Here is a 25,442-nt window from a genome sequence, read left to right as displayed (position 1 = left end):
GCCAAGGGGCTGGCGAGACCTCGCGCCAGTCCCGTGCCCCGGCCCCTGTGGCCCCATGAGGAGTTTCCCAATGACTGACCGTATTGCGGGCCATGCAGATGGTCCCAGCCTGCGGCAGCGTCGGCAAAGGGCGGCATTCTGGTTTCTGGCCCCCATGCTGTTTGCGCTGTTTCTTGTCGCGGCCTGGCCGCTTGGACGCACGATCTGGTTTTCGCTTACGAACACCACGCTGTCGAACCTTTACGGCGGCGAATGGATCGGCTTTGACAATTATCTTTCCATGCGCACGCTTGGCTCGGGCAAGGTGATCTGGCGCGGCACGCTGGTCGATCCGGCCTGGTGGAACGCGGTCTGGAACACGCTGCGCTTTTCCTTTGTCTCGGTGTTTTTCGAAACCTGTCTGGGCCTGATCGTGGCCCTGGTGCTGAATGCCGAATTCAAGGGCCGCGCTTTCGTGCGCGCCGCCATCCTGATCCCCTGGGCGATCCCGACCATCGTGTCGGCCAAGATGTGGGCATGGATGCTGAACGACCAGTTCGGGATCCTGAACGACATCATGCTGAATCTGGGCCTGATCAGCCACAAAATCGCCTGGACCGCCAGCCCGGACACCGCAATGACGGCGGTGCTGATCGTCGATATCTGGAAAACCACGCCTTTCATGGCGCTGCTGATCCTGGCCGGTCTGCAGATGGTGCCCCGCGACATTTATGAGGCGGCAAAGATCGACGGCATCAACCCGGTCAAGGTGTTTTTCAAGGTCACGCTGCCCTTGATCAAGCCGGCGCTGATGGTCGCGGTCATCTTCCGCATGCTGGACGCGCTGCGCATCTTTGACCTGGTCTATGTGCTGACGCCCAACTCGACGGCGACCAAGACCATGTCGGTGATCAGCCGTGAAAACATGATCGACTTTGACAAGTTCGCCTATGGGGCCGCGCAATCGACCCTGCTGTTCGCCATCATCGCCGTGTTCGTCAGCCTGTATATCTGGCTGGGCCGCGTCGACCTGTCGGGGGAGCGTGGCTGATGACCCAGCACAAGCTTTTGAAGCAGATCGGCTTTTACGCGCTGGTCGTGGTGATCGTCGTGTTTTCGGTGTTCCCGTTCTATTACGCCATTGTCACCAGCTTTACCTCGGGGACGGCGCTGTTTCAGATCAATTACTGGCCGAAATCGCTGGATCTGAGCAATTATCACGCGGTTCTGACCAGCCGGAACTTTCTGCTGTCGATCCTGAATTCGCTGATCATCGCGACGGCGACGGTGGGCTTCTCGCTGCTTTTGGGCGTCACCGCGTCCTATGCGCTGGCGCGGGTGCGGTTCCGGGGGCGGGGCCTTTTGCTGATGACCATTCTGGCGGTCTCGATGTTTCCGCAGATCGCGGTGCTGGCGGGGCTGTTCGAGCTGGTGCGGTTTCTGGGCATCTTCAACACCCATTGGGCGATGATCCTCAGCTATACGATCTTTACGCTGCCCTTTACGGTCTGGGTGCTGACCACATTCATGCGCGACCTGCCGGTCGAGATCGAAGAGGCGGCGATTGTCGATGGCGCGACCCCCTGGGTCATCATCACCCAGGTGTTCCTGCCGCTTTTATGGCCGGCGATGGTGACCACGGGGCTGCTGGCCTTTATCGGGGCATGGAACGAATTCCTGTTCGCGCTGACATTCACCAGCACGGAATCCATGCGCACGGTGCCGGTCGCCATTGGGTTGCTTTCGGGCGCCTCGGCACAGGAAATCCCATGGGGTCCGATCATGGCGGCATCCGTCATCGTGACCGTGCCGCTGATCATCCTTGTTCTTATTTTCCAACGCAAGATCGTGGCGGGCCTGACCGCCGGCGGCGTGAAAGGTTAAGTCATGGCCAAGATCGAACTGAAGAACGTCACCAAATCCTATGGTGCGGTGAATGTCATCAAGGGCATCGACCTTGAGATCCGCAAGGGCGAATTCATGGTCTTTGTCGGTCCCTCGGGCTGCGGCAAGTCCACGCTCTTGCGGTTGATCGCGGGGCTTGAGGAGATCAGCACCGGCGACATGACCTTCGACGGCCAGCGGGTGAACAACCTCGTGCCCTCGGATCGCGGCATTGCCATGGTGTTCCAAAGCTATGCGCTTTATCCGCATATGAAAGTCTATGACAACATGGCTTTCGGCATGAAGCTGGCCAAGACCGACAAGGCCGAAACCGACCGCCGGGTCCGCGCGGCCGCCAAGATGCTTCAGATCGAGCACCTGCTGGACCGGCTGCCCAAGCAGCTGTCGGGCGGCCAGCGCCAGCGCGTGGCCATCGGCCGTGCCATCGTGCGCGATCCGCGGGTGTTTCTGTTCGACGAGCCGCTGTCGAACCTTGACGCCGCGCTCAGGGTGGCGACGCGTCTGGAAATCGCCAAGCTGCACCATGACATGGGCAGCGCGACCATGATCTATGTGACCCATGATCAGGTCGAGGCGATGACGCTGGCCGACCGCATCGCTGTTCTGCGCGACGGGCGGCTGGAACAGGTCGGCACCCCCGAGGAACTGTATGAACGGCCCAATTCCGTCTTTGTCGCGGGGTTCATCGGCAGTCCCAAGATGAACTTCCTGACCGGCGCGCATGCCGAACGGCACGATTGCGCGACGCTGGGCATCCGCCCCGAACATATCGACATCGTTCCCGAAGGGACGGGGATGTGGACGGGACAGGTCATCCATGCCGAGGATCTGGGTTCGGACAATTTCCTGTTCGTCGATATCGGCGCGGCCGAGCCTCTGGTCGTGCGTCAGCCCGGCAAGCAGGCGGTGACGCTGGGCACGCATCTGACGCTGGCGCCGCGGCCCGGTCACATGCATCGTTTCGATGCCAATGACGCGCCGATCCGCTGATCAGCCCTCTTTCAACCGATCCCTTCGCTGGGAAATCAGGAGCATTCTATGACTATCCGTGTCACCGTCTGGGGCGAGAACGTCCATGAACATGAAAACGAAATCGTCGCCGGCATCTATCCCAAGGGCATGCACACCACCATCGCCGACGCGCTGAACCGCGACAGCGGCGTGTCGGCCAGCACCGTCGTCATGCAGGACACCGATCACGGCATCACCCCCGAAAAGCTGGCCGATACCGATGTGCTGATCTGGTGGGGTCACAAGGCGCATGGCGAGGTCAGCGATGCCGTGGTCGAGCGCGTGGCCAATGCCGTCTGGTCGGGGATGGGCGTGATCTTTCTGCATTCGGCGCATTTCTCGAAACCCTTCAAGCGGCTGATGGGCACGCCCTGCAACCTCTCGTGGCGCGAGGCGGGCGAACGCGAACGGCTTTGGCTGACCTCGCGCAACCACCCCATCGCCGCCGGCCTGCCCGATCATTTCGAGCTTGAGAACGAGGAAATGTATGGCGAGCCCTTTGGCGTGCCCGAGCCGCTGGAAACCGTGTTCGTCAGCTGGTTCGCGGGTGGCGAGGTGTTCCGGTCCGGCCTGACCTACAAGCGCGGCGCGGGCAATGTGTTCTATTTCCGCCCCGGCCATGAAACCTATCCGACCTATCACGACGCCAATGTGCAGCGGGTGATCCTGAACGCGGTGAAATGGGCCTATAACCCTGCGCCCCGCATCGCCGATCCCAGCGCCGCGCCGAATGTGCCGGTCGAAAGCGCGCTCGAACCGATCGTCGAGCGTGGCCCGAAACTGCATAAGGATGGCGAAGAGGGGTATCGTTGATGGTTCGTGTTCTGATCCTTGGCACCGGCGGCATGGCCGCCAACCATGCCAGCGCATTCGCCGCCATTCCGGGCGTCGAGGTGGTGGCGGGCGTCGATACGCGGCCCGAACAGCTGGCCGAATTCAACGCCACCCATGACATCCCGCGCGGCTTTGCCTCGGTCGACGAGGCCCTGGCCTGGGGGCAATTCGACGCGGTCGCCAATACCACGCCCGACGGCGCGCATTACCCCACGACCATGCCGCTTCTGGCCGCGGGCAAGCATGTGCTGTGCGAAAAGCCCCTTGCCACCAATGCCGCCCATGCCGAGGCGATGGCGGATGCCGCCGCAAGGGCGCGTGTGGTGAACATGGTCAATCTCAGCTATCGCGACGTGCCGGCCCTGCAAAAGGCGGCCGCCATGGTCCGCGAGGGTGCGATCGGCAATGTCCGCCATTTCGAGGCCAGCTATCTGCAAAGCTGGCTGACCCAGCCCGCCTGGGGCGATTGGAAGACCGATCCGAAATGGCTGTGGCGGGTGTCGACCGCGCATGGCTCCAAGGGGGTTCTGGGCGATGTCGGCATCCATATCCTGGATTTCGCGACCTTCATCGCGGCCCAGGATGCGGCCGAGGTGTCCTGCATCCTGAAAACCTTTGACAAGGCGCCGGGGGGCCGGATCGGCGACTATGTTCTGGACGCCAATGACAGCGCGACCATGCAGATCGTGCTGGAAAACGGCGGGCTTGGCACGGTGGCCGCGACGCGTTTCGCCACCGGGCATCTGAACGATCTGCGGCTGCGGCTGTTTGGCGACGAAGGCGGGCTCGAGGTCAGTTTCGAGAACCGCGTCAGCCGCCTGCGCGCCTGTCTTTCACCGGATCTGGAAACCGCCACCTGGCACGAGGTCGAGGCGCCGCCGGTGCCGACCATGTATCAGCGTTTCATCGCCGCCATTCGCGGCGAAGGCGCCATGGATCCCGATTTTGCCCGTGGGGCGGCCTTGCAGCGCCTGATGGACCGGGCCGAGGAATCCTCGGCCGATGCCGGTCGCGCGCTGGCCGTCTAGGGGCCAACCTCTCCGGCGGCGGGCCCTCCCAGCCGCCGCCGGAACCTTTTGCACGAGGAGATGACGCCATGACCCAGACCACCCCCGCGAAAGCCCGTTCGCCCCGCATCCGGCTGGGCATGGTCGGCGGCGGGCAGGGCGCCTTTATCGGCGCCGTCCACCGCATCGCCGCGCGGCTTGACGATCAATATGACCTCGTCGCCGGCTGCTTCTCGTCCTCGCCCGAAAAAAGCGCCGCCTCGGCGGCCGAGCTGGGCGTGCCGCGCGCCTATGACGATTTCGCCCAGATGGCCCTGCGCGAGGCGCGCCGCCGCGACGGGATCGAGGCGGTGGCCATCGTCACCCCGAACCACATGCACGCCCCCGTCGCCCGCCAGTTTCTGAAACGCGGCATCCATGTCATTTGCGACAAGCCCCTGACCGCGACGCTGACCGAGGCCAAGCAGCTGGCGCGCGCGGCGGGGGAATCGGACGCGCTTTTTGTGCTGACCCATAATTATACCGGCTATCCGATGATCCGGCAGGCCCGCGCCATGATCGCGGCGGGCGATCTGGGCGAGATCCGGCTGGTCCAGGTCGAATATGCCCAGGACTGGCTGGCCGAACCGCTTGAGGCATCGGGCAACAAACAGGCCAGCTGGCGCACCGATCCGGCCAAAAGCGGCCTGGGCGGCGCCATCGGCGATATCGGCACCCATGCCTTTAACCTTGCGGGGTTCGTGACCGGGCTGGAACTCGATGCGCTGGCCGCCGATCTGCAAAGCTTTGTCCCCGGGCGACAGGTCGATGACAACGCCCATGTCATGCTGCGCTATCAGGGGGGGGCGCGGGGGATGCTCTGGTGTTCGCAGGTCGCCTCGGGCTGCGAAAATGCGCTGCGGCTGCGGGTTTACGGCACCAAAGCCGGCATCGAATGGTCGCAGGAGGATCCGAATTACCTGTGGGTCACGCCCCTGGGCCAGCCGCGTTACCGGCTGTCGCGGGGGGGCGCGGGCACCGGGCCGGATGCCGCGCGTGTGACCCGCGTGCCCGCCGGCCACCCCGAGGGTTATCTGGAAGGTTTCGCCAATATCTATGCCGAGGCCGCCCGCGCCATCCTTGCCCGGCGCGAGGGCGCGGCCCCCGATCCCGCCATCACCTATCCGGGCCTGAAAGAGGGGCTTGAGGGCGTGGCCTTTGTCGATGCCTGCGTGCGCTCGTCACGGCGCAACGGGGCCTGGGTCAAGCTGGCGCTATGAGCCGCCGGCCGCGCGGTCGCGCGCATGGCGGCGCAGGCCCGGAAACACCGGCAGCCAGGCTTCGCGGCGGCTGACCCATAGCTCATAGGTCGGCCGGAACTGGTCGGGGGCGTCCAGCGATCCCAGATTGACCTCGATCTCGTCTCCGGTGCGGCCAAAGACCGAGGACCCGCAATCGGGACAGAAATGCCGCCCGCCGTAATCGCTGGTCACGCCCGTGACCGTGACCGCATCGCTGCGAAAGATCGCCGAGGCGTGAAACAGCGCGCCGTGATGCTTGCGACAGTCGAGGCAATGACAGAGCCCGACCCGCAAGGGGGCGCCATTGGCGATGATGCGGATATTCCCGCAAAGACAGCCGCCGGGATATGATGTCATGCCTTGCCTCTTTGTCGGTCGGGGGATTCGGGAACAGCATATACCCGATGCGCCGGTTGCGGATGCGGGGCGCGCTTGCCTGTGCAGCCGCGCGGCCGATCAGGCATTGTTCCGCAAGCCGGCGCCGTGCTAGCTGCGCCGCGCGGGAATGGAGATGCGCGTGATCCTTTGCGAATTCGGACCGGATGGGGGGGCTTGCCTGTTTCGGGATCCCGACGAATTGCTGGTCGTCGAGCGCCCGGACGAGGTTGCGCCGGCACTCGCGCGGCTTGAGACGCGCCGCCGCGCCGGGGCATGGATCGCGGGCTATCTGTCCTATGAACTCGGCTATGCGCTGGAACCGGCGCTGGCGGCGTTGATGCCTGCGGGCCGGCGGGTGCCGTTGATGGTCTTTGGCATATACGCCCGCGCGCCGGTGCCCGCGCCGGAGCTGTTGGACGGGATCGCAAACGGGGCTGAAAACGGCGGCGGGGCGCGGCTTGCGCCCCTGGCGCCGCTGATCCATGAGGCGGATTATGCCCGCGCATTCGCGCGCACCCGCGACTATATCGCGGCGGGCGATTGCTATCAGATCAACCTGACATTCCCGCTGAGCTCACGCCTTGTCTCGGGCACGCCGCTTGACCTTTACGCCGCGCTTGCGGCGCATCAGCCGGTGGGCTTTGGCGCCTTTGCCGATCTGGGACAGGGGCCGGCGATCCTGTCGCGTTCGCCCGAGCTGTTCTTTCGGCTGGACGCGCGGGGCCGGATCGAGGCGCGCCCGATGAAGGGCACCGCGCCCCGCGACCCCGATCCTGTGCGTGACGCGGCCTTGGCGGCCGGGCTTGCGGCCTCGGAAAAGAACCGGGCCGAGAATCTGATGATCGTCGATCTGTTGCGCAACGATATCGGGCGCATCGCGCGGGTGGGTTCGGTCCGGGTGCCCGAGCTTTTCACCGTCGAAAGCTATGACACCCTGCATCAGATGACCTCGCATGTGGTGGGGGAACTGGCGCGGCCGGCCGATCTGGCGACGCTTCTGGGGTCGCTCTTTCCCTGTGGCTCGATCACCGGCGCGCCCAAGATCCGCGCCATGCAGATCATCCGCGAGGTCGAACCCTATCCGCGCGGCGTCTATTGCGGCAGCATCGGCTGGATGGCGCCGGATGGCTCGGCCTGTTTTTCGGTGGCGATCCGCACGCTGACGGTCTGGCCCGATGGTGAGGTGATGCTGAATGTGGGCGGCGGCGTCGTGCAGGATTCGACCGCCCCCGGCGAATGGGAGGAGGCGTTGTGGAAAGCCCGCTACGCGCAGGCGCTGACGCGCCCGGACTGAGGCTGATCGAGACCGCGCTTTGGGATGGCGCGGCCTGTCCCCGGCTGGCCGGGCATCTGGCGCGGCTGTCGGAAAGCGCCGCCCTGCTGGGCTGGCCCTGTGACGGGGATGCGGCGCGCGCCGCGCTGACCGGCCCGCCGGGCGCGCCCGCGCGGCTGCGTCTGGCGCTGGACCGGCGGGGCGGGATCGAGGTGACCCGGGCCGCGCTGCCGCCCGCGCAAACCGAATGGCGGCTGGGTCTGGCCGGGGCGCGGCTGGATTCGCGCGATCCCTGGCTGCGGATCAAGACCACCCGCCGCGCCGCCTATGACGAGGCCCGCACCTCTTTGCCGCAGGGGGTGGATGAGCTGATCTTTCTGAACGAACGCGACGAGGTCTGTGACGGCACCATAACGACGCTGTTCTTTGACCGGGGACAGGGGATGCGGACGCCGCCGCTGGCATCCGGGTTGCTGGCGGGCGTGCTGCGGGCCGAATTGCTGGCCCGGGGCGCCTGTCACGAGGAAAACCTGAGCCGGGCCGATCTGCCACGGGTCAGGCTTTGGGTCGGGAATGCGCTGCGCGGCCTGATCGCGGCGCGCTGGATCGGCTAGATTTGCCCGGAAAACAGGCATCCCGCATCGTTTTGGCCGGTCTTTGTCGGGCCTCTTGCCCCAGATCTGGCCAATCAAGTTGCCCATGCGTCAATCATTCGCTACCTGACGCCCGAGCGGCGCGCCTGTGCATAATCGTCTGGCCGGGCCGTCATCGCGCTGTATAAGCAAAGCTCTTCGATGCGGGCGGAATGGGGGGACCACATGCTCGATCTGACATCCATCCGGGACGAACTGGCCCGGCATTACGATCTGGCGGCCTCGCTGGAGCTGGCGGAAAGCATGAAGGAGATTCATGCCCGCATGGACCGGGTCATGCCCTGGCCCGATTGGGCGATCCATGCCCCCTATGTCGCCGCGATCAACCGGCTGAAACGCGAACGCAATGCGGTGGTGCTGGCGCATAACTACATGACGCCGCAGATTTATCACGGCATCGCGGATGTGGTCGGCGACAGCCTGCATCTGGCGATCAAGGCGACCGAGGTTCAGGCCGATGTGATCGTGCAATGCGGTGTGCATTTCATGGCCGAGACCTCGAAGATCCTGAACCCCGCGAAAACCGTGCTGATGCCGGATCTGGAGGCGGGCTGTTCGCTGGCCGAAAGCATCACCGCCGAGGGCATTGCGCAGATGCGCGCGCGTTTTCCCGGCGCGCCGGTGGTGAGCTATGTCAACACCACCGCCGAGGTGAAGGCCGCCTCCGACATCTGCTGCACCTCGGCCAATGCGGCCCAGATCGTCGCGGCGATGGAGGGCGATACCGTCATCATGACCCCCGACAAGTGGCTGGCGCAGAATGTCGCCAATCAGGTGCCGCAGAAACGCGTGGTCTGGTGGGATGGCGCCTGCATCGTGCATGAACGCTTTACCGCCCAGGATCTGCGCGATTTCCGCGACTGGCATCCGGGGCTTAAGATCATCGCCCATCCCGAATGCCCGCCCGATGTGGTGGCCGAGGCCGATTATGCCGGCTCGACCGCCAATATTCAGGGCTGGGTCGAACAGGAACGCCCTAGGCAGGTGATGCTGGTCACCGAATGTTCGATGGCGGGCAATATCTCGGACGCGAACCCCGAGGTCGAGTTTCTCGGCCCCTGCAACATGTGCCCCTATATGCAGAAGATCACGCTGGAAAAGGTGCTTTGGTCGCTGCATTCCATGACCGGCGCGGTCGAGGTCGAACCCGGGGTCGCCCGGCGCGCCCGCGTGGCCGTCGAGCGCATGATCGATCTGTCGCGCCGGCTGGCGGCGGCCTGATCCGATGACCGAAACCATCGCGACGCCCCGCGTCATCATCGTCGGCGCCGGGCTTGGGGCGCTTTATGCGGCGCTTGAGCTGGCGCCGCGCCCGGTGCTGGTTATTTCGCCCGAGGCTTTGGGGCAGGGGGCAAGCTCGGCCTGGGCGCAGGGGGGCGTGGCCGCGGCCATGGATCCGGTCGATACCGCCGCCGCCCATGCCCGCGACACGATGGGCGCCGGGGCCGGGACCGTGGATGCGGCCGTGGCCGACATGGTCACGCAGGACGCGCGCCAGCACATCCTTGACCTGACCCGGCTTGGCACCCCCTTCGACCGCCAGCCCGATGGCGGCTATGTCATGTCGCGCGAGGCCGCGCACAGCTTTGCCCGCGTCGTGCGGGTGCGCGGCGATCAGGCCGGGGCCGAGATCATGCGCGCATTGATCGCGCAGGTGCGCAATGCGCCCTCGGTTCAGGTGCTTGAGGGGGTGACGGCGACCGGGCTTCGGATGCAGGACGGGCGCGTCACGGGCGTCGAGGTGACGCGGGCCGACGGCTCGCAGCCCGTGGCGATCACGGGGCCGGCGGTGCTTTTGGCGGGGGGCGGTTCGGGCGGGCTTTACGCGGTCACGACCAATCCGCCGCGCATCCGTGGACAGGTGATCGGCATGGCGGCGCGCGCGGGCGCGGTGATCGCGGATGCGGAATTCGTGCAGTTTCACCCGACCGCCATCGCCAGCGGCGAAGACCCCGCACCCCTTGCGACCGAGGCCCTGCGCGGCGAGGGTGCGCATCTGGTGAACCGGCGGGACGAACGCTTCATGCCGGCCGTGCATCCCGACGCCGAACTTGCGCCCCGCGACATCGTCGCCCGCGCGGTCTATGCCCAGAGGCAGGCCGGGCTGGAACCGGCGCTGGACACGCGCGATTGCCTTGGCGCGCGCATTCTTGACGAATTTCCCGCCGTGGCGGGGGCCTGTACGCGGGCCGGGATCGATCCCACCCGCACCCCGATCCCGGTCGCGGCGGCGGCGCATTACCATATGGGCGGGGTCGCGGTGGATGTGGACGGGCGCGCCAGCCTGCCGGGGCTTTGGGTCTGTGGCGAGGCGTCTTCGACCGGGCTGCATGGCGCGAACCGGCTGGCCTCGAACGGCCTGCTCGAGGCGCTGGTCTATGCCCGCCGCGCGGCGGGATCGATCAAGGCAGCCTTGGGGACGGATCCGGGGGACGCGGCCTTGATCCGCTTGCCGGATCTGGCCCCTGCGGAGCTGCCCGATCCGGCGCTGGTCGCGCGGCTGCGCCGGGCGATGACCGATGGCGCGGGCGTGGTGCGCGATGGCGCGGGCCTTGCTGCGTGCTTGCGCCGGATCGCGGAAATCGAGGCCGCCCAGCCCGATTGCCCGGCGCTTTTGAACATGACCGCCACCGCCACATTGATCGCGGCGGCGGCGCTGATGCGGCGCGAAAGCCGCGGCGCGCATTTCCGCACCGATTTTCCCCAGACCGCCCCCGAGGGGCGCCGCTCGCGCCTGACCCTGGCCCAGGCGCTGGCCCTGCGCGACGGCCCCACGTCACCGGAGACCCCATGACGCCCGCTTTCCCCCCGTTGCCCGACCTTATCCTTGAGCCGCTGGTCCGCGCCGCGCTGGACGAGGATCTGGGCACATATGGCGACATTACCACCCGCACCGTGATCCCTGCCGGCACCCGCTACAAGGCCCGCATCCGCGCGCGCGAGGCCGGCATCGTATCGGGGATGCAACTGGCCGCCATCGCCTTTCGGCTGATCGATCCGGCGCTGGTGCTGCGCGTCCATTGCCCCGATGGCGCGCCCTTTGGCCCCGGCGACACGCTGGCCGAGATCGAGGGCGAGGCGGCCTCGATCCTTTCGGCGGAACGGGTGGCGCTGAATTTCGCCGGGCGGCTTTGCGGCATCGCCACGCTGACCGCCGCCTTTGTCGCCGAGACGCGCGGCACGCGGACCCGCATCACCTGTACCCGCAAGACCACGCCCGGATTGCGGCTGGTCGAAAAACAGGCCGTGCTGCATGGCGGCGGCTTCAACCACCGCTTTTCGCTCTCTGACGCCATTCTGATCAAGGACAACCATATCGCGGCGGCGGGCGGCATTGCCCCGGTGCTGGCGGCGGTCAAGGCCCGCGCCTCGCATATGATGCGGGTCGAGATCGAGGTCGACCGGCTGGAGCAATTGGCCGAGGTGCTGGATCAGGGCGGCGCCGACGTGGTGCTGCTGGACAATATGGACACGCCCACGCTGCGCAAGGCGGTGGCGATGGTGTCGGGGCGGCTGGTGCTTGAGGCATCGGGGAACATGCGTCTGGACCGCATTGCCGAGGTGGCGGCGACGGGCGTCGACTATATCTCGGTGGGGGCGCTGACGCATTCGGTGCGCACGCTCGATCTGGGTCTGGATTTCTGAACCGATCCGAAGCGATTCGGATCGACCGCCCGATCGGCCCCCGAAACAGCCGTCGCGCCGCCCGTTTCGGGGGGCGCGACAGGCCCCGGATCGGCAAAGCCTTGCTGTTTTGGCCCGCAGAATATGGCGATCAGTTAACGCTAACGCTTTTTTCCGCGACCCGGCTTGCTTTCGAATTAGGATACCTTAATCAGAAACCATGAGGGCCCGCGCGGTGCCGCGGGCGCAGTGTTTTTGCAAGGTGACGACATGGCCCGGGACGACATGCCCAAGACCGATTTCCGCGACGCGATCCTGTGGCATCTGACCTATACGCTGGGCAAGGATCCCGACCACGCACAGATTTTCGACTGGCGGATGGCGCTGAGCTATGCGGTGCGCGACCGTATCGTCGACCGCTGGATGGCGGCGACGCGCGAAACCTATCGCGCCGACGCCAAGCGGGTCTATTACCTGTCGATGGAATTCCTGATCGGGCGCCTGCTCGAGGACAATATCGTCAATCTTGAAATGCAGGATCAGGCCCGGGCGGCGATCGAATCCTTTGGCCTCGATTATCGCGCCGTGCTTTTGGACGAACCCGATGCGGCGCTGGGGAATGGCGGGCTGGGCCGGCTTGCGGCCTGTTTCATGGAATCGCTCGCGACGCTGGGCTGCCCGGCTTACGGTTATGGCATCCGCTATGAACACGGCCTGTTCCGGCAATCCTTTGTCGAGGGCCGCCAGCACGAGGCGCCCGAGGACTGGTTGAAACAGCCCTATGCCTGGGAATTCGAACGCCCCGAGGCGGCCTTTACCCTTGGCTTTGGCGGCCGCGTCGTTAGCCGCGACGGCAAATCCGTCTGGGAACCTGAAACCTTTGTGCAATCCGAGGCCTTTGACACCCCGGTCATCGGCTGGAAGGGGCGCTGGGCCAATACGCTGCGGCTTTGGGCGGGGCGTGCGGTCAATCCCTTCGACCTTGAACGTTTCAACGCCGGCGATTTCGCCGCCGCCGCCGAGGGCGAGGCCCTGGCCCGCACCATTTCGCGCGTGCTCTATCCCGAGGATTCGACCGAAAAAGGCAAGCGGCTGCGGCTGACGCAGGAATATTTCTTTACCGCCGCCTCGGTCCGCGACATCGTCCGCCGCTTTGAGACCGACCACAAGGATCTGCGCCTTTTGCCGCAGAAGGTCGCGATCCAGATGAACGACACGCATCCGGCCATTGCCGGGCCGGAACTGGTGCGCATCCTGCATGACGAACGCGGTCTGCCCTTTGAAGAGGCGCTGCATATCACCCAGGGCTGCGTGAACTATACCAACCACACGCTTTTGCCCGAGGCGCTGGAAAGCTGGGGCGAGGATCTGTTCGCCAGCCTTCTGCCGCGCCATCTGCAATTGATCGACCGCATCGACGACGCCCATGCCAAGGCCTATCCCGCGCGCAGGGTCGCGGCGCGCAGCGACGGGCGGGTCAAGATGGGCGAGCTGTCATTCATCATGTCGAACCGCGTCAACGGCGTCGCGGCGCTGCATACCGGGCTGATGAAAACCACGGTCTTCAAGGATCTGAATGCGCTTCATCCCGACCGCATCGTCAATGAAACCAATGGCGTCACGCCGCGCCGCTGGGTGCATTCGTGCAACCCGCGCCTGTCGGCGCTGATCACTGACACCATCGGCGATGGCTGGATCGGCGATCTGGAACAGCTTGTCGGGCTTGAGCCGCATATCGACAACCCCGACTGGCTGTCGCGTTTCGCGCAGGTCAAGGCCGACAACAAGGCCGATCTGTGCGATTGGGTGGCGCGCGAACACGACCTGATGCTGAACCCCGACGCGATCTTTGACGTACAGATCAAGCGCATCCACGAATACAAGCGCCAGCATCTGAACATCCTCGAAGCGATCGCCCTTTGGCAAGAGATCCGCGACAATCCCGGCGCCGGCTGGACCCCGCGCGTCAAGATCTTTGGCGGCAAGGCCGCGCCCGGCTATTTCTTTGCCAAGGACATCATCCGGCTGATCAACGATGTGGCGGCCGTGATCAATGCCGATGCCGCCACCAACGAGCTTTTGCAGGTCATCTACCTGCCCAATTACAATGTCACCATGGCCGAGCGCCTGATCCCCGCCGCCGATCTGTCCGAACAGGTCTCGACCGCCGGGAAAGAGGCTTCGGGCACCGGCAACATGAAATTCGCGCTGAACGGCGCGCTGACCATCGGCACGCTGGACGGGGCGAATGTCGAAATCCGCGAGCGGGTGGGGGCCGATAACTTCTTCCTGTTCGGCATGACCGTGGACGAGGCCGAGGCCCGCCGCAATGTCCAGAACCATGCCGCCGCGGCCATCGCGGCCGATCCGCGGCTGGGCCGCGCGGTTGCGGCGATCCGCTCGGGCGTTTTCAGCGCGGGCGAGCCGGACCGCTATGCCGGCATCGTCGATAACCTGACCGGGGCGGATTATTTCCTGGTCGCGTCGGATTTCACCGATTATTGGCGCGCGCAGCGCGAGGTGGACCGCGCCTATCTGGACCGGAACAACTGGGCGCGGATGGCGGCGCTGAACGTCGCGCGCTCGGGCTGGTTCTCGTCGGATCGCACCATCCGTGGCTATATGGCGGATGTGTGGCACGCAAAAAGCCTGTTGGGGCAGGAATAGCGCCCAAGTCAAATGCCATCGTAAGGGGGAGCCATGGCCATGATCGACCCGCGCGAAGTTGCTGATATCCCGGTCCTGAACCGCATCGTCGAGGGGCGTTTCGACGATCCCTTCTCGGTGCTGGGTCCGCATCGCAAGGGGCGGCTGCGCTATGTCACCGCCTATGATCCCGGCGCCACTGAGATGGCGGCGCTGGTCGAGGGCAAGGCGCATCCGCTGGCCCCGGTCGAGGGATATCCCGGCCTGTTTCAGGGCAAGGTCGCCGGCGCGCGCCCCTATCGCCTGCGCGGTCGCCGCGATGGCGAGGAATGGCAGGTCGAGGATCCCTATCGTTTCGGACCCGTCCTGGGCGAGATGGACGAATATCTTCTGGGCGAGGGAACGCATCACGGGCTTTGGAACGTGCTGGGCGCGCATGTCATCGACCATGAGGGCGCGCGCGGCACGCATTTCGCGGTTTGGGCGCCGAATGCGCGGCGGGTTTCGGTGATCGGCGATTTCAACGCCTGGGACGGGCGGCGCCATGTCATGCGCAGGCGCGGCGCGACAGGCGTGTGGGAAATCTTCATGCCCGGGCTGGGCGAGGGCACGGCCTATAAATTCGAAATCCTCGGCGCCTATGGCAGCTTGCATCAAAAGGCCGACCCTGTTGGCTTTGGCTCGCAGCACCCGCCGCAGACGGCCTCGGTCGTGCGCGACATCGCGGGCTATGGCTGGTCGGATGCGGACTGGATGGCCTCGCGCGCGGAGGCGCAGCGGACCGATCAGCCGATTTCGATCTACGAGGTGCATCTGGGCAGCTGGCGCCGCAAGGACGGTGGCCGCCCGATCTCGTACAAAGAGGCGGCGGTCGAGCTGGTCGAATACGCCCGCGACATGGGGTTCACCCATATCGAGCTGCTGCCGGTGTCCGAATATCCCTTTGACGGCTCTTGGGGTTATCAGCCGGTTGGGCTGTTCGCGCCGACGATCCGTTTCGGGCCGCCGCATGAATTCCGCGATCTGGTCAATGCCGCGCACAAGGCGGGGCTTGGCGTGCTGCTGGACTGGGTGCCGGGGCATTTTCCGACCGATGCGCATGGGCTTGGCCGTTTCGACGGCACCGCGCTTTACGAACATGCCGACCCGCGCGAGGGCTTTCATCAGGACTGGAACACCCTGATCTATAACTATGGTCGCACCGAGGTGATGAACTATCTGACCTCGAACGCGCTTTACTGGCTCAAGGAATATCACGTCGACGGGCTGCGCGTGGATGCGGTGGCCTCGATGCTTTACCGCGACTATTCGCGGGCCGAGGGGGAGTGGGTCCCCAACAAGGATGGCGGGCGCGAGAATTACGAAGCCATCGCCATGTTGCAGGACATGAACCGCCTGACCTATGGCGAGGTGCCGGGGATCATGACGGTGGCCGAGGAATCCACCTCATATCCCAAGGTGTCGCGGCCGGTTCATGACGGTGGTCTTGGCTTCGGGTTCAAATGGAACATGGGCTGGATGAACGACACGCTGGACTATATCCAGCGCGATCCGGTCTATCGCCGCCACCATCATCACCAGATGACCTTTGGCCTGCATTACGCGTTTTCGGAAAACTTCATCCTGCCGATCAGCCATGACGAGGTCGTGCATGGCAAGGGTTCGATGCTGGCCAAGATGCCCGGCGACGGCTGGGAGAAATTCGCCAATCTGCGCGCCTATTACGGGTTCATGTGGGGCCATCCGGGCAAGAAGCTGTTGTTCATGGGACAGGAATTCGCCCAAGGGTCCGAATGGAACCATGACGCCGAAATCGACTGGGCCTCGATCGGCAATCCGCTGCATTACGGCATGCAGCAGCTGGTGCGCGACCTGAACCATCTCTATCGCGAAACCCCCGCGCTTTATGCCCGCGACTGCGACCCCGACGGTTTCCAGTGGATCGAGGCCAATGACGCCGACAATTCCGTCTATGCCTGGGTCCGGCGCGGCAATCCCGGCGATGCCGAGGTGGTGGTGATCTGCAACTTCACGCCTGTCGAACGCCCGGCCTATCGGCTGGGCATGCCGCAGGCGGGGCGCTGGCGCGAGGCGCTGAATTCGGATGCCGAGACCTATGGCGGGGGTGGGCGCGGCAATCTGGGCCATGTCACGGCGGTCGCGGGCGAAAGCCATGGCCAGCCCGCCCATGCCGATATCGTCCTGCCGCCCTTGTCGACGCTGATCCTGATCCGGGATGAGGCGCCGACCGTTTGATTTCTTGTTTCGCCGCGTCCCGCGCGGCACTGTTTTCCAGGAGGAGGGGAAAATGGCACCTCGGAATGAACGACTTTCCGGCCGCACCATGGCCTTCGTGCTTGCCGGCGGGCGCGGTTCGCGCCTGAAGGAACTGACCGACCGGCGTGTGAAGCCGGCGGTCTATTTCGGCGGCAAGTCGCGGATCATCGACTTTGCGCTGTCGAATGCGCTGAATTCGGGCATCCGCAAGATGGCGCTGGCCACGCAATACAAGGCGCATTCGCTGATCCGCCATGTCCAGCGCGGCTGGAGCTTTTTCCGCGCCGAGCGCAACGAGTTTCTGGACATCCTGCCCGCGTCCCAACGCTATGACGAGGCGATGTGGTATCGCGGCACCGCCGATGCGGTGGCCCAGAATATCGACATCATCGACAGCTATCGGGTCGAATATGTGCTGATCCTGGCCGGCGATCACATCTACAAGATGGATTACGAGCTGATGATCCGCCAGCATGTCGACACGGGCGCGGATGTGACCATCGGCTGTCTGACCGTGCCGCGGGCCGAGGCCTCGGCCTTTGGGGTCATGGCGGTGGATGCCAACGACCGCATCACCAGCTTTCTGGAAAAGCCCGCCGATCCGCCCGGCACGCCCGAGGATCCGAACGTCACGCTGGCCTCGATGGGGATCTATGTCTTCAAATGGGATTTCCTGCGCGACCTGCTGATCCGCGACATGGAGGACAGCAATTCCAGCCATGATTTCGGCAATGACCTGATCCCCGAGATCGTCAGGAACGGCAAGGCGCAGGCGCATCGCTTTACCGACAGCTGCGTGCGCTCATCCCCCGAGGCGCCGGCCTATTGGCGCGATGTGGGCACGGTCGATGCCTTCTGGAAGGCCAATCTGGACCTGACCGATTTCACCCCGGATCTGGACCTGTGGGATCGCGACTGGCCGATCTGGACCTATTCGGAATCGGTGCCGCCGGCCAAATTCATCCATGACGAACCCGAACGGCGCGGCCATGCCGTCAGCTCGATGGTCTCGGGGGGCTGCATCATCTCGGGGACCGACATCCGCCAGTCGCTGTTGTTCACGCAGGTCAAGACCAACTCTTTCGCCAGTCTCGACGGCGCCGTCGTCCTGCCCTATGTGAATGTCGCGCGCCATGCGCGGCTGAAAAATGTGGTGATCGACCGGGGCGTCCATATCCCCGAAGGGCTTGTCGTCGGCGAGGACCCGGCAGAGGATGCGAAATGGTTCCGCGTCACCGAAGGCGGCATCACATTGATCACGCAAGAGATGCTGAATCGAAGGGAAGCGTCTTTATGACAAGGGTTCTGTCCGTCGCCTCGGAATGCGTCCCGCTGATCAAGACCGGCGGGCTGGCGGATGTGGCGGGCGCGCTGCCGGCCGCGCTGGCCCCGCATGGGGTCGGCATGCGGACATTGCTGCCGGGTTACCGCGGGGTGATGGCGGCGCAGGGAACGGCGGCGCCGGTGGTGGCCGAGCTGGGCGATCTGTTCGGCGGCCCGGCCCGCATCCGCCGCGCCGCATTGGGCGAAACGGCGCTTTATCTCCTTGATGCGCCGCATCTGTTCGACCGCGACGGCGGCCCCTATCTGGGCCCGGACGGCAAGGACTGGCCCGACAATCCCCAGCGCTTCGCGGCGCTGGACCGGGCCGCCGCGATCATCGCCCGCGACGGGATCGAGGGCTGGCGCCCGCAGGTCCTGCATCTGCATGACTGGCAGGCGGGGCTGGCGCCGGTCTATCTGCGCCAGCTGGGCGTGCGGGATGTGCGCACGCTGCTGACCATCCACAACGTCGCCTTTCAGGGGCTGGCGCCGGCGCATATGCTGGGCGCGCTGCAATTGCCGGCGCATCTCTTCACGCCCCAGGGCTTTGAATATTGGGGCCGCATCAGCGCGCTGAAGGCGGGGATCGTGTTCGCCGACAAGGTTTCGACCGTCAGCCCGACCTATGCCGAAGAGCTGATGACCCCCGAATTCGGCATGGGGATGGAGGGGGTGCTGGCCGATCGCGGCGCCGATTTCATCGGCATCCTGAACGGGATCGACCTCAAGACATGGACGCCGCCCTATAGCGACACCAAGGGCAAGGCCCGCGCCCGCGCCGCGCTGCGCGCCGAATTCGGCCTGCCCGAGGCGGCGGGGCCGCTTTGCGTCGTCATTTCGCGCCTGTCCGAACAAAAGGGGCTGGACCTTCTGATCGAGGCATTGCCGGCGCTGATCGAAAATGGCGGCCAGCTTGCGGTGCTGGGCGCGGGCGATCCCGCGCTTGAGGCGGCGCTGCGCGCGGCGGCCGAACGCAATCCCACCGGGGTCGCGCTGCGCATCGGCTATGACGAGGCCCTGGCGCATCGCATGATCGAAGGCGGCGACGCCATCCTTGTGCCGTCGCGCTTTGAACCCTGCGGGCTGACGCAGATGTACGGGCTGCGCTATGGCACGCTGCCGGTGGTGTCGCTGACCGGCGGGCTGGCCGATACGGTCATCAATGCCTCGGCGGCGGCGATGGGGGCGGGGGTGGCCACGGGGCTGCAATTTCATCCGGTGACCGCGCAGGCGCTGGCGCGGACGCTGGAACGGCTGGTTGCGCTTTATCGCCAGCCCGAGCTGTGGCAGGGCATGGTCGCCAATGCCATGGCCCAGCCGGTGGGCTGGGATGCCTCGGCGAAAGCCTATGCCGATCTGTTCAATTCGATGACGACTGCCTGATGACCAACTGGACGATTACTGCCGGCCGCGCCGATCCCCTCGGCGCCAGCTTTGACGGCGAAGGTGTCAACTTCGCCGTTTTCTCGGTGCATGCGCGCAAGGTGACGCTGTGCCTGTTCACGCCCGACGGCCAGACGGAAACCCACCGGATCGACCTGCCGGAACGCGATGGCGATGTCTGGCACGGCTATGTGTCGGGGCTGCGGCCCGGCCAGCTTTACGGTTATCGCGCCGATGGCCCCTATGCCCCGGCCGAGGGTCATCGGTTCAATTATCACAAGCTGCTGCTCGATCCCTATGCCAAGCGGCTGACCGGGCATCCGGTCTGGCACGACGCGCTGATGGGCTATACGGTCGGCGCGCCCGAGGCGGATCTGTCGATGGACCGCCGCGACAGCGCCCGCTATATGCCGCGCGCCGTGGTCGAGGATCCGGCATTTTCATGGGGCGCCGACCAGCCGCCCCGGCGCTCGGTCTCGCAGTCGATCATCTATGAGGCGCATGTCAAAGGCCTGACCCAGCAGCATCCCAAAGTGCCCAATCCCGGCAGCTTTCTGGGACTGGCCTCGGATCCGATGCTGGAACATCTGCAAAAGCTGGGCATCACCGCGATCGAGCTTTTGCCGGTGCAGGCATTCCTCAACGACCGCTTTCTGGTCGAAAAGGGGCTGGTGAATTTCTGGGGCTATCAGACGCTGGGCTTTTTCGCCCCCGATCCGCGCTATCTGGCCCATGGCCAGATCGCCGAGTTCCAGCACATGGTCGCGCGGCTGCATGCCGCCGGGATCGAGGTCATTCTGGACGTGGTCTATAACCACACCTGCGAAGGCAACCAGATGGGGCCGACGCTGTCGTTCCGGGGCCTCGACAATCGCAGCTATTACCGGCTGGCCGACGATCCGCGCTATTACATCAACGACACCGGCACCGGTAATACGCTGAACCTGAACCACCCGATGGTCCTGCGCATGGTCATGGACAGCCTGCGCTATTGGGTCGAGGTGATGCATGTCGACGGTTTCCGCTTTGACCTGGCGGCGACGCTGGGCCGGCGGGTAAGGGGCGGCTTTTCCAGCAGCGCCTCGTTCTTTGACGCGATCCGGCAGGACCCGGTGCTGACCCGGGTCAAGCTGATCGCCGAGCCCTGGGATATCGGGCCGGGTGGCTATCAGCTGGGGGCGTTTCCGCCGCCATTTCTGGAATGGAACGACAAGTATCGTGACGGTATCCGCCGCTTCTGGCGCGGTGATGACGGCCAGATTTCCGAACTGGCCGACCGGCTGACCGGCTCGGCCCGGCAATTCGACCATTCCGGGCGCCCGGCCACATCCTCGGTCAATTTTCTGACCGCGCATGACGGTTTCACGCTGATGGATACGGTCAGCTATAGCGAAAAACACAATGACGCCAATGGCGAGGGCAATCGCGACGGCCATAGCGAAAACTTCTCGGACAATATGGGGGTCGAGGGGCCGGCCACCGACCCCGCCATCCGTGAAGCGCGCGCCCGGCGGCGGCGCAACATGCTGGCGACGCTGTTGTTTTCGCAAGGCACGCCGATGCTTTTGGCCGGGGATGAGCTGGGCAATTCGCAATCGGGCAACAACAATGCCTATTGCCAGGACAATCCCATCGGCTGGGTCGACTGGCAGGGGGCGGATCCCGGATTTCTGGACTTTGTCTGCCGCCTGATCGCCCTGCGCCGCGACCATCCGATCCTGCGCCAGAAACGTTTCCTGCATTCGCGGCCGCGTCTGGTCGACGGCTTGGGCGATCTCTTCTGGTGGCGGCCCGACGGCGCGCCGATGACGCCCGCCGACTGGGCCGAGCCGGATCTGCGGGTGATCTGTGTCGAAATGCGCATCGCCTCGGGGACGCCCGCTTATGCGCAGCGCGAAGAGGCGCTGTTCATGGTCTTTAACGGTGGCGCCGCGCCGCTTGAGGTGACGCTGCCGGCGGCGCCCTCGGGTTGGCTCTGGCGGCGCCATATCGACACCGACCGGCCCGCGCGCGCGCCCGGCATCGTCACCGGCGGCAGCGTCGCCGTGGCCGCGCAATCCGTGCAGATGCTAGAGCTGGAGCGCGCCAATGACTGATCCGCGCCTTGCTCTTGCCACGCGCATGGGGGTGCTGCCCGGGTTTCGCGACCTGACCGGCACATGGCGCGAGACCTCGGTCGAGACCGCCGAGGCGCTTCTGGCGGCGATGGGCGTGGCCCCCGACGCCCGTCCCGAGGTGATCGAGGCCGGCCTGCCCATCGACCTTATCTGCGAGGCCGGGGCCGCGCCCGACCATGATTTCCGCGATACGCCCTGGACGCTGGTGCTGGAAACCGGTGAGGAAATGACGGGCGAGGGGGCCTTGCCGCCGCTGCCTCTGGGCATTCACCGGCTGCGGGCCTGCGGGCTGGTCTATACGCTTCTGGCCGCGCCGCCGCGCCTGCCGGAACCCGCGCGCTGCTGGGGTCTGGTGGCGCCGCTTTACGGTCTCGCGGCGCGGGGGATCGGCAGCTATGACGATCTGGGCGAGCTTGCGGCCGGCATGGGACAGGCGGGTGCGGATTTCATCGGCATCAACCCGGTGCATGCGGGCTTTCCAACCCGGCCCGAACTCTTCAGCCCCTATACCCCCTCGCATCGGCGGCGGCTGAATGTGATCCACCTTGCCGCTGGCGAGGGCAGTCCCGGCCCGCTGGTCGATTATGTCCGCGACATCCCTGCGCGGATGGCGGTATTGCAGGCCGAATATGCCGCTTTCCCCGGGGATGCGGGGTTTGATCGCTGGCGCGCGGAACAGGGCGAAAGCCTGGAACGCTTTGTCCTGCATCAGGCGCTTTCGGCGCGGCACGGCCCGTTCTGGAACGATTGGCCGACAGAGCTGCAATCGCCCGATCTGCCCGCCGCCATCGCCGCGCGGCGCGAGCTGGGCGCGGAAATGCGCTTTCACGCCTGGCTGCAATGGCGGGCCGAGGCGGCACTGACCCGTGCGGGCAATGCGGCCCGCGCGGCCGGCATGCGCCATGGGCTCTATCTGGATCTGGCGGTCGGGACCCACCCCTTTGGTGCCGAAACCTGGGAGGATCGCGACAGTTTCGTGCGCGGTGCTTCGTTGGGCGCGCCGCCAGACGCCTTTGGCCCGGATGGACAGAACTGGAACCTCGCGCCGCTGAACCCGCTGGCGCTGCGCGCGCGCGCCTATGCGCCGCTGGCCGAGACCCTGCGCCGACAGCTGCAATTCGCCGGCGCCCTGCGCATCGATCATATCATCGGCTTCGAGCGCGCCTTCTGGGTGCCCGATGGCGCCCCCGGCGCCTATATCCGCATGCCCAGCGAGGCGATGTTCGCCGTCGCCCGGATCGAGGCCGCCCGTGCCGGCAATGCCGTCATCATCGGCGAGGATCTGGGCAATATTCCCGAGGGATTGCAGGCGCTTCTGGCACAGTCTGGGGTGCTGGGATGCCGCGTGGCGATGTTTGAACGGACCGATTGGCAGCCGCCGGTCTTTCGCGCGGCCGCCGATTACGATCGTGCCGCCATCGCCAGCTTTTCGACCCATGACCTGCCGACATGGCGGGGCTGGCGACAGGGGGCCGATATCGACGCCCGGGCCGCCATTTCGGGACAGGGCGCGGCCGATATCGAAAGCGCCCATGCCGAACGTGCGGTCGAAATCGCCGCGCTCGACGTGCTTTTGCCCGATGACGACATGGACGCGCTGCACGGCTTTCTGGCGCGGACGCCTGCGCGGCTGGTCGCGTTGCAGGCCGAGATCCTGCTGGACATGGTCGGGCAACCGAACCTGCCCGGAACCGTTACCGAATATCCGAACTGGCAGCTGCGCCTGCCGGTTGCGGCGGCCGATATTGCGCGGCTGCCCGCCACCCGGCGCACCGCCGACATTATGCGTGACAACGATCGTCAGGAGACGGGAAGATGAGCATTCTGAAAATTCCCACCACCCCCATCGAGGGCCAGAAGCCCGGCACTTCGGGCCTGCGCAAGAAGACCCCGGTCTTCATGCAGCCGCATTACCTGGAAAATTTCGTCCAGGCGATCTGGAACGGCACCGGCGGCGCGGCGGGCAAGACCTATGTGCTGGGCGGCGACGGGCGCTATTTCAACGACCGCGCGGCGCAGGTGATCCTGCGCATGGCGGCGGCCAGCGGCGCGAAAAAGGTCATCGTCGGGCAGAACGCGCTTTTGTCGACGCCCGCCGCCTCGAACCTGATCCGCAAGCGCGGGGCCGATGGCGGCATCATCATGTCCGCCAGCCACAATCCCGGCGGCCCGCATGAGGATTTCGGGGTCAAGTACAACATGGCCAATGGCGGCCCCGCCCCTGAGGGCGTGACCGAGAAGATCTTTCAGGCGACCCGCGATATCGGCGAATACCTGATTTATGAGGCGCAGGATGTCGATCTGTCGACGCCGGGGCTGCGCCAGCTGGGCGACATGCAGATCGAGGTCGTCGATCCGGTTGCCGATTATGCCGATCTGATGCGCCAGATCTTTGATTTCGAAAAGATCCGGGCGCTGTTTGCCGGCGGCTTTCGCATCCGTTTCGACGCCATGCATGCGGTGACCGGCCCCTATGCCAAGGCCATTCTCGAAGGCGAGCTTGGCGCGCCCGCGGGTTCGGTCGTCAATGCCGTGCCCAGCCCCGATTTCGGCGGCGGTCACCCGGATCCGAACCCGATCTGGGCCAAGGATCTGATGGATGCGATGTTTGGCCCGGACGCCCCGGATTTCGGCGCGGCCTCGGACGGGGATGGCGACCGCAACATGATCGTGGGGCGCGGCGCCTATGTGACGCCTTCGGACAGTCTTGCGGTGCTGGCGGCGAATGCGCGGCTTGTGCCGGGCTATGCTGACGGGCTTAAGGGGGTGGCGCGCTCGATGCCGACCTCGAAGGCGCTGGACCGGGTGGCCGAAAGCCTGGGCATTGCCTGCTATGAAACCCCGACGGGGTGGAAATTCTTTGGCAATCTGCTGGATGCCGGGCGCGCCACGCTGTGCGGCGAGGAAAGCGCCGGCACCGGGTCGGACCATGTGCGCGAAAAGGACGGGCTTTGGGCGGTGCTTTTCTGGTTGAACGTGCTGGCCGAACGGGCCGAGCCGGTGGCCCGGATCATGGCCGATCACTGGGCGAAATATGGCCGCAACTATTATTCCCGCCATGATTACGAGGCGGTGGATTCGGCCGCCGCGAACGGGCTGGTCGATGCGTTGCGCGCACGTCTTGGCGATCTGCCGGGTCAGACCGTCGCCGGCCTGCGGATCGAGGCGGCGGATGAATTCGCCTATGACGATCCGGTCGATGGCTCGCACAGCGCGGCCCAGGGGCTGCGGGTGATGACCGAGGGCGGGGGGCGCATCGTGCTGCGCCTTTCCGGCACGGGGACCGAGGGCGCGACGCTGCGGGTCTATCTGGAACGGGTCGAAACCGACCCCGCCCGGATGCAGGACGATCCGCAACAGGCGCTGGCCGGGATCATCGCCGCCGCCGACCAGATCGCCGGCATTCGCGAACGCACGGGACGCGACGCGCCCGATGTGATCACCTGAACCGGTTACCGCATCGACAGCAGAAGACGCCGCCCGGCCCGCCATGGCCGGGCGGCTTTGTCATGAAAAGGGGGCAGGGTTCGATCTTTGGGGGCGTTGCGGAAAGGGTCGAACGGGGGGCGGATCCGGCCGGTCGATGCCGGTCCTTTCGGTGGCGGAATGGTGCCGTTTCGGGGGATCGGAATCGGTAAAGAACTGCTTGACCGCTGTTCCGAACTCGGAAATAGTGTCAAGAATTATTTTTACGCGCGTTAAATGGTTTGTTTCAAGGCCTCGCGTCGACGCCAAGCTCCAGTCACTCGTTC

At 65.5% G+C, this 25,442-nt stretch carries 19 protein-coding genes; 18 read left to right on the top strand and 1 reads right to left on the bottom strand.

Annotated features, from left to right (window positions below; translation table 11 throughout):
• The first annotated feature begins 70 nt into the window (after positions 1–70).
• The 6 genes from ACFOMH_RS00220 (at position 71) to ACFOMH_RS00195 (ending at position 5,995) form a co-directional block, all read left to right on the top strand.
• The gene (locus tag ACFOMH_RS00220) at positions 71–1,030 is read left to right on the top strand and encodes a carbohydrate ABC transporter permease (protein WP_377741852.1); all 960 of its coding nucleotides are present in this window, start codon (positions 71–73) and stop codon (positions 1,028–1,030) included.
• Complete coding sequence (locus ACFOMH_RS00215) at positions 1,030–1,863, top strand: carbohydrate ABC transporter permease (RefSeq protein ID WP_377741851.1); 834 nt, start codon at positions 1,030–1,032, stop codon at positions 1,861–1,863. Before ACFOMH_RS00220 ends, ACFOMH_RS00215 begins: the two co-directional genes overlap by 1 nt.
• A gap of 3 nt (positions 1,864–1,866) precedes the next feature.
• The gene (locus ACFOMH_RS00210; RefSeq protein WP_377741849.1) at positions 1,867–2,874 is read left to right on the top strand and encodes an ABC transporter ATP-binding protein; all 1,008 of its coding nucleotides are present in this window, start codon (positions 1,867–1,869) and stop codon (positions 2,872–2,874) included.
• 48 nt (positions 2,875–2,922) lie between these two features.
• Positions 2,923–3,708, top strand: coding sequence for a ThuA domain-containing protein (locus ACFOMH_RS00205; protein ID WP_377741847.1), 786 nt, complete (start codon positions 2,923–2,925; stop codon positions 3,706–3,708).
• On the top strand, positions 3,708–4,757 hold the full coding sequence (locus ACFOMH_RS00200) for a Gfo/Idh/MocA family protein (RefSeq protein ID WP_377741845.1): 1,050 nt from the start codon (positions 3,708–3,710) through the stop codon (positions 4,755–4,757). The genes ACFOMH_RS00205 and ACFOMH_RS00200 overlap by 1 nt, the downstream gene beginning before the upstream one ends.
• A gap of 68 nt (positions 4,758–4,825) precedes the next feature.
• Entirely contained in the window at positions 4,826–5,995 is a 1,170-nt protein-coding gene (locus tag ACFOMH_RS00195; RefSeq protein ID WP_374421707.1) for a Gfo/Idh/MocA family protein, read from the top strand.
• On the opposite strand, the gene ACFOMH_RS00190 is transcribed toward ACFOMH_RS00195, so the two are convergent.
• Positions 5,990–6,373, bottom strand: a complete 384-nt coding sequence (locus ACFOMH_RS00190; RefSeq protein WP_377741842.1) for a GFA family protein — start codon at positions 6,371–6,373, stop codon at positions 5,990–5,992. The two genes, ACFOMH_RS00195 and ACFOMH_RS00190, sit on opposite strands and share 6 nt — an antisense overlap.
• A gap of 160 nt (positions 6,374–6,533) precedes the next feature.
• Here ACFOMH_RS00190 and ACFOMH_RS00185 point away from each other — a divergent pair, with 160 nt between their 5' ends.
• The 12 genes from ACFOMH_RS00185 (at position 6,534) to ACFOMH_RS00130 (ending at position 25,137) form a co-directional block, all read left to right on the top strand.
• Positions 6,534–7,688 (top strand): aminodeoxychorismate synthase component I, encoded by a 1,155-nt coding sequence (locus ACFOMH_RS00185; RefSeq protein ID WP_377742357.1) that lies wholly within the window; start codon positions 6,534–6,536, stop codon positions 7,686–7,688.
• On the top strand, positions 7,646–8,281 hold the full coding sequence (locus ACFOMH_RS00180) for an aminotransferase class IV family protein (protein ID WP_377741840.1): 636 nt from the start codon (positions 7,646–7,648) through the stop codon (positions 8,279–8,281). Before ACFOMH_RS00185 ends, ACFOMH_RS00180 begins: the two co-directional genes overlap by 43 nt.
• 204 nt (positions 8,282–8,485) lie before the next feature.
• Positions 8,486–9,541: a quinolinate synthase NadA gene (gene nadA, locus ACFOMH_RS00175; RefSeq protein ID WP_377741839.1), complete on the top strand. Its 1,056-nt coding sequence runs from the start codon at positions 8,486–8,488 to the stop codon at positions 9,539–9,541.
• 4 nt (positions 9,542–9,545) lie between these two features.
• Positions 9,546–11,114, top strand: coding sequence for an L-aspartate oxidase (locus tag ACFOMH_RS00170; RefSeq protein WP_377741837.1), 1,569 nt, complete (start codon positions 9,546–9,548; stop codon positions 11,112–11,114).
• The gene (nadC, locus tag ACFOMH_RS00165; RefSeq protein WP_377741835.1) at positions 11,111–11,965 is read left to right on the top strand and encodes a carboxylating nicotinate-nucleotide diphosphorylase; all 855 of its coding nucleotides are present in this window, start codon (positions 11,111–11,113) and stop codon (positions 11,963–11,965) included. The genes ACFOMH_RS00170 and nadC overlap by 4 nt, the downstream gene beginning before the upstream one ends.
• Before the next feature lie 249 nt (positions 11,966–12,214).
• Positions 12,215–14,611 (top strand): glycogen/starch/alpha-glucan phosphorylase, encoded by a 2,397-nt coding sequence (locus ACFOMH_RS00160; protein ID WP_377741833.1) that lies wholly within the window; start codon positions 12,215–12,217, stop codon positions 14,609–14,611.
• Between the two features lie 33 nt (positions 14,612–14,644).
• Positions 14,645–16,846: a 1,4-alpha-glucan branching protein GlgB gene (gene glgB / locus ACFOMH_RS00155; RefSeq protein ID WP_374421716.1), complete on the top strand. Its 2,202-nt coding sequence runs from the start codon at positions 14,645–14,647 to the stop codon at positions 16,844–16,846.
• Positions 16,847–16,898: 52 nt separating this feature from the next.
• Complete coding sequence (glgC, locus tag ACFOMH_RS00150; protein ID WP_374421718.1) at positions 16,899–18,164, top strand: glucose-1-phosphate adenylyltransferase; 1,266 nt, start codon at positions 16,899–16,901, stop codon at positions 18,162–18,164.
• Positions 18,161–19,573 carry a glycogen synthase GlgA gene (gene glgA, locus ACFOMH_RS00145; protein WP_377741831.1) on the top strand — a complete coding sequence of 471 codons (1,413 nt, stop codon included), beginning with the start codon at positions 18,161–18,163 and terminating at the stop codon, positions 19,571–19,573. Before glgC ends, glgA begins: the two co-directional genes overlap by 4 nt.
• Positions 19,573–21,669, top strand: a complete 2,097-nt coding sequence (gene glgX / locus ACFOMH_RS00140; protein WP_377741829.1) for a glycogen debranching protein GlgX — start codon at positions 19,573–19,575, stop codon at positions 21,667–21,669. Before glgA ends, glgX begins: the two co-directional genes overlap by 1 nt.
• Positions 21,662–23,509, top strand: coding sequence for a 4-alpha-glucanotransferase (gene malQ, locus ACFOMH_RS00135; RefSeq protein WP_377741827.1), 1,848 nt, complete (start codon positions 21,662–21,664; stop codon positions 23,507–23,509). Before glgX ends, malQ begins: the two co-directional genes overlap by 8 nt.
• Positions 23,506–25,137 (top strand): alpha-D-glucose phosphate-specific phosphoglucomutase, encoded by a 1,632-nt coding sequence (locus tag ACFOMH_RS00130; RefSeq protein WP_374421723.1) that lies wholly within the window; start codon positions 23,506–23,508, stop codon positions 25,135–25,137. The genes malQ and ACFOMH_RS00130 overlap by 4 nt, the downstream gene beginning before the upstream one ends.
• The last annotated feature ends 305 nt before the right edge of the window (positions 25,138–25,442 follow it).

The sequence above is a fragment of the Paracoccus mangrovi genome (assembly GCF_042648425.1).
GTDB lineage: Bacteria > Pseudomonadota > Alphaproteobacteria > Rhodobacterales > Rhodobacteraceae > Paracoccus > Paracoccus mangrovi.
The sequence above is the reverse complement of the archived record's forward strand: the minus strand, read 5'-3'. Positions and strand labels throughout refer to the sequence as shown.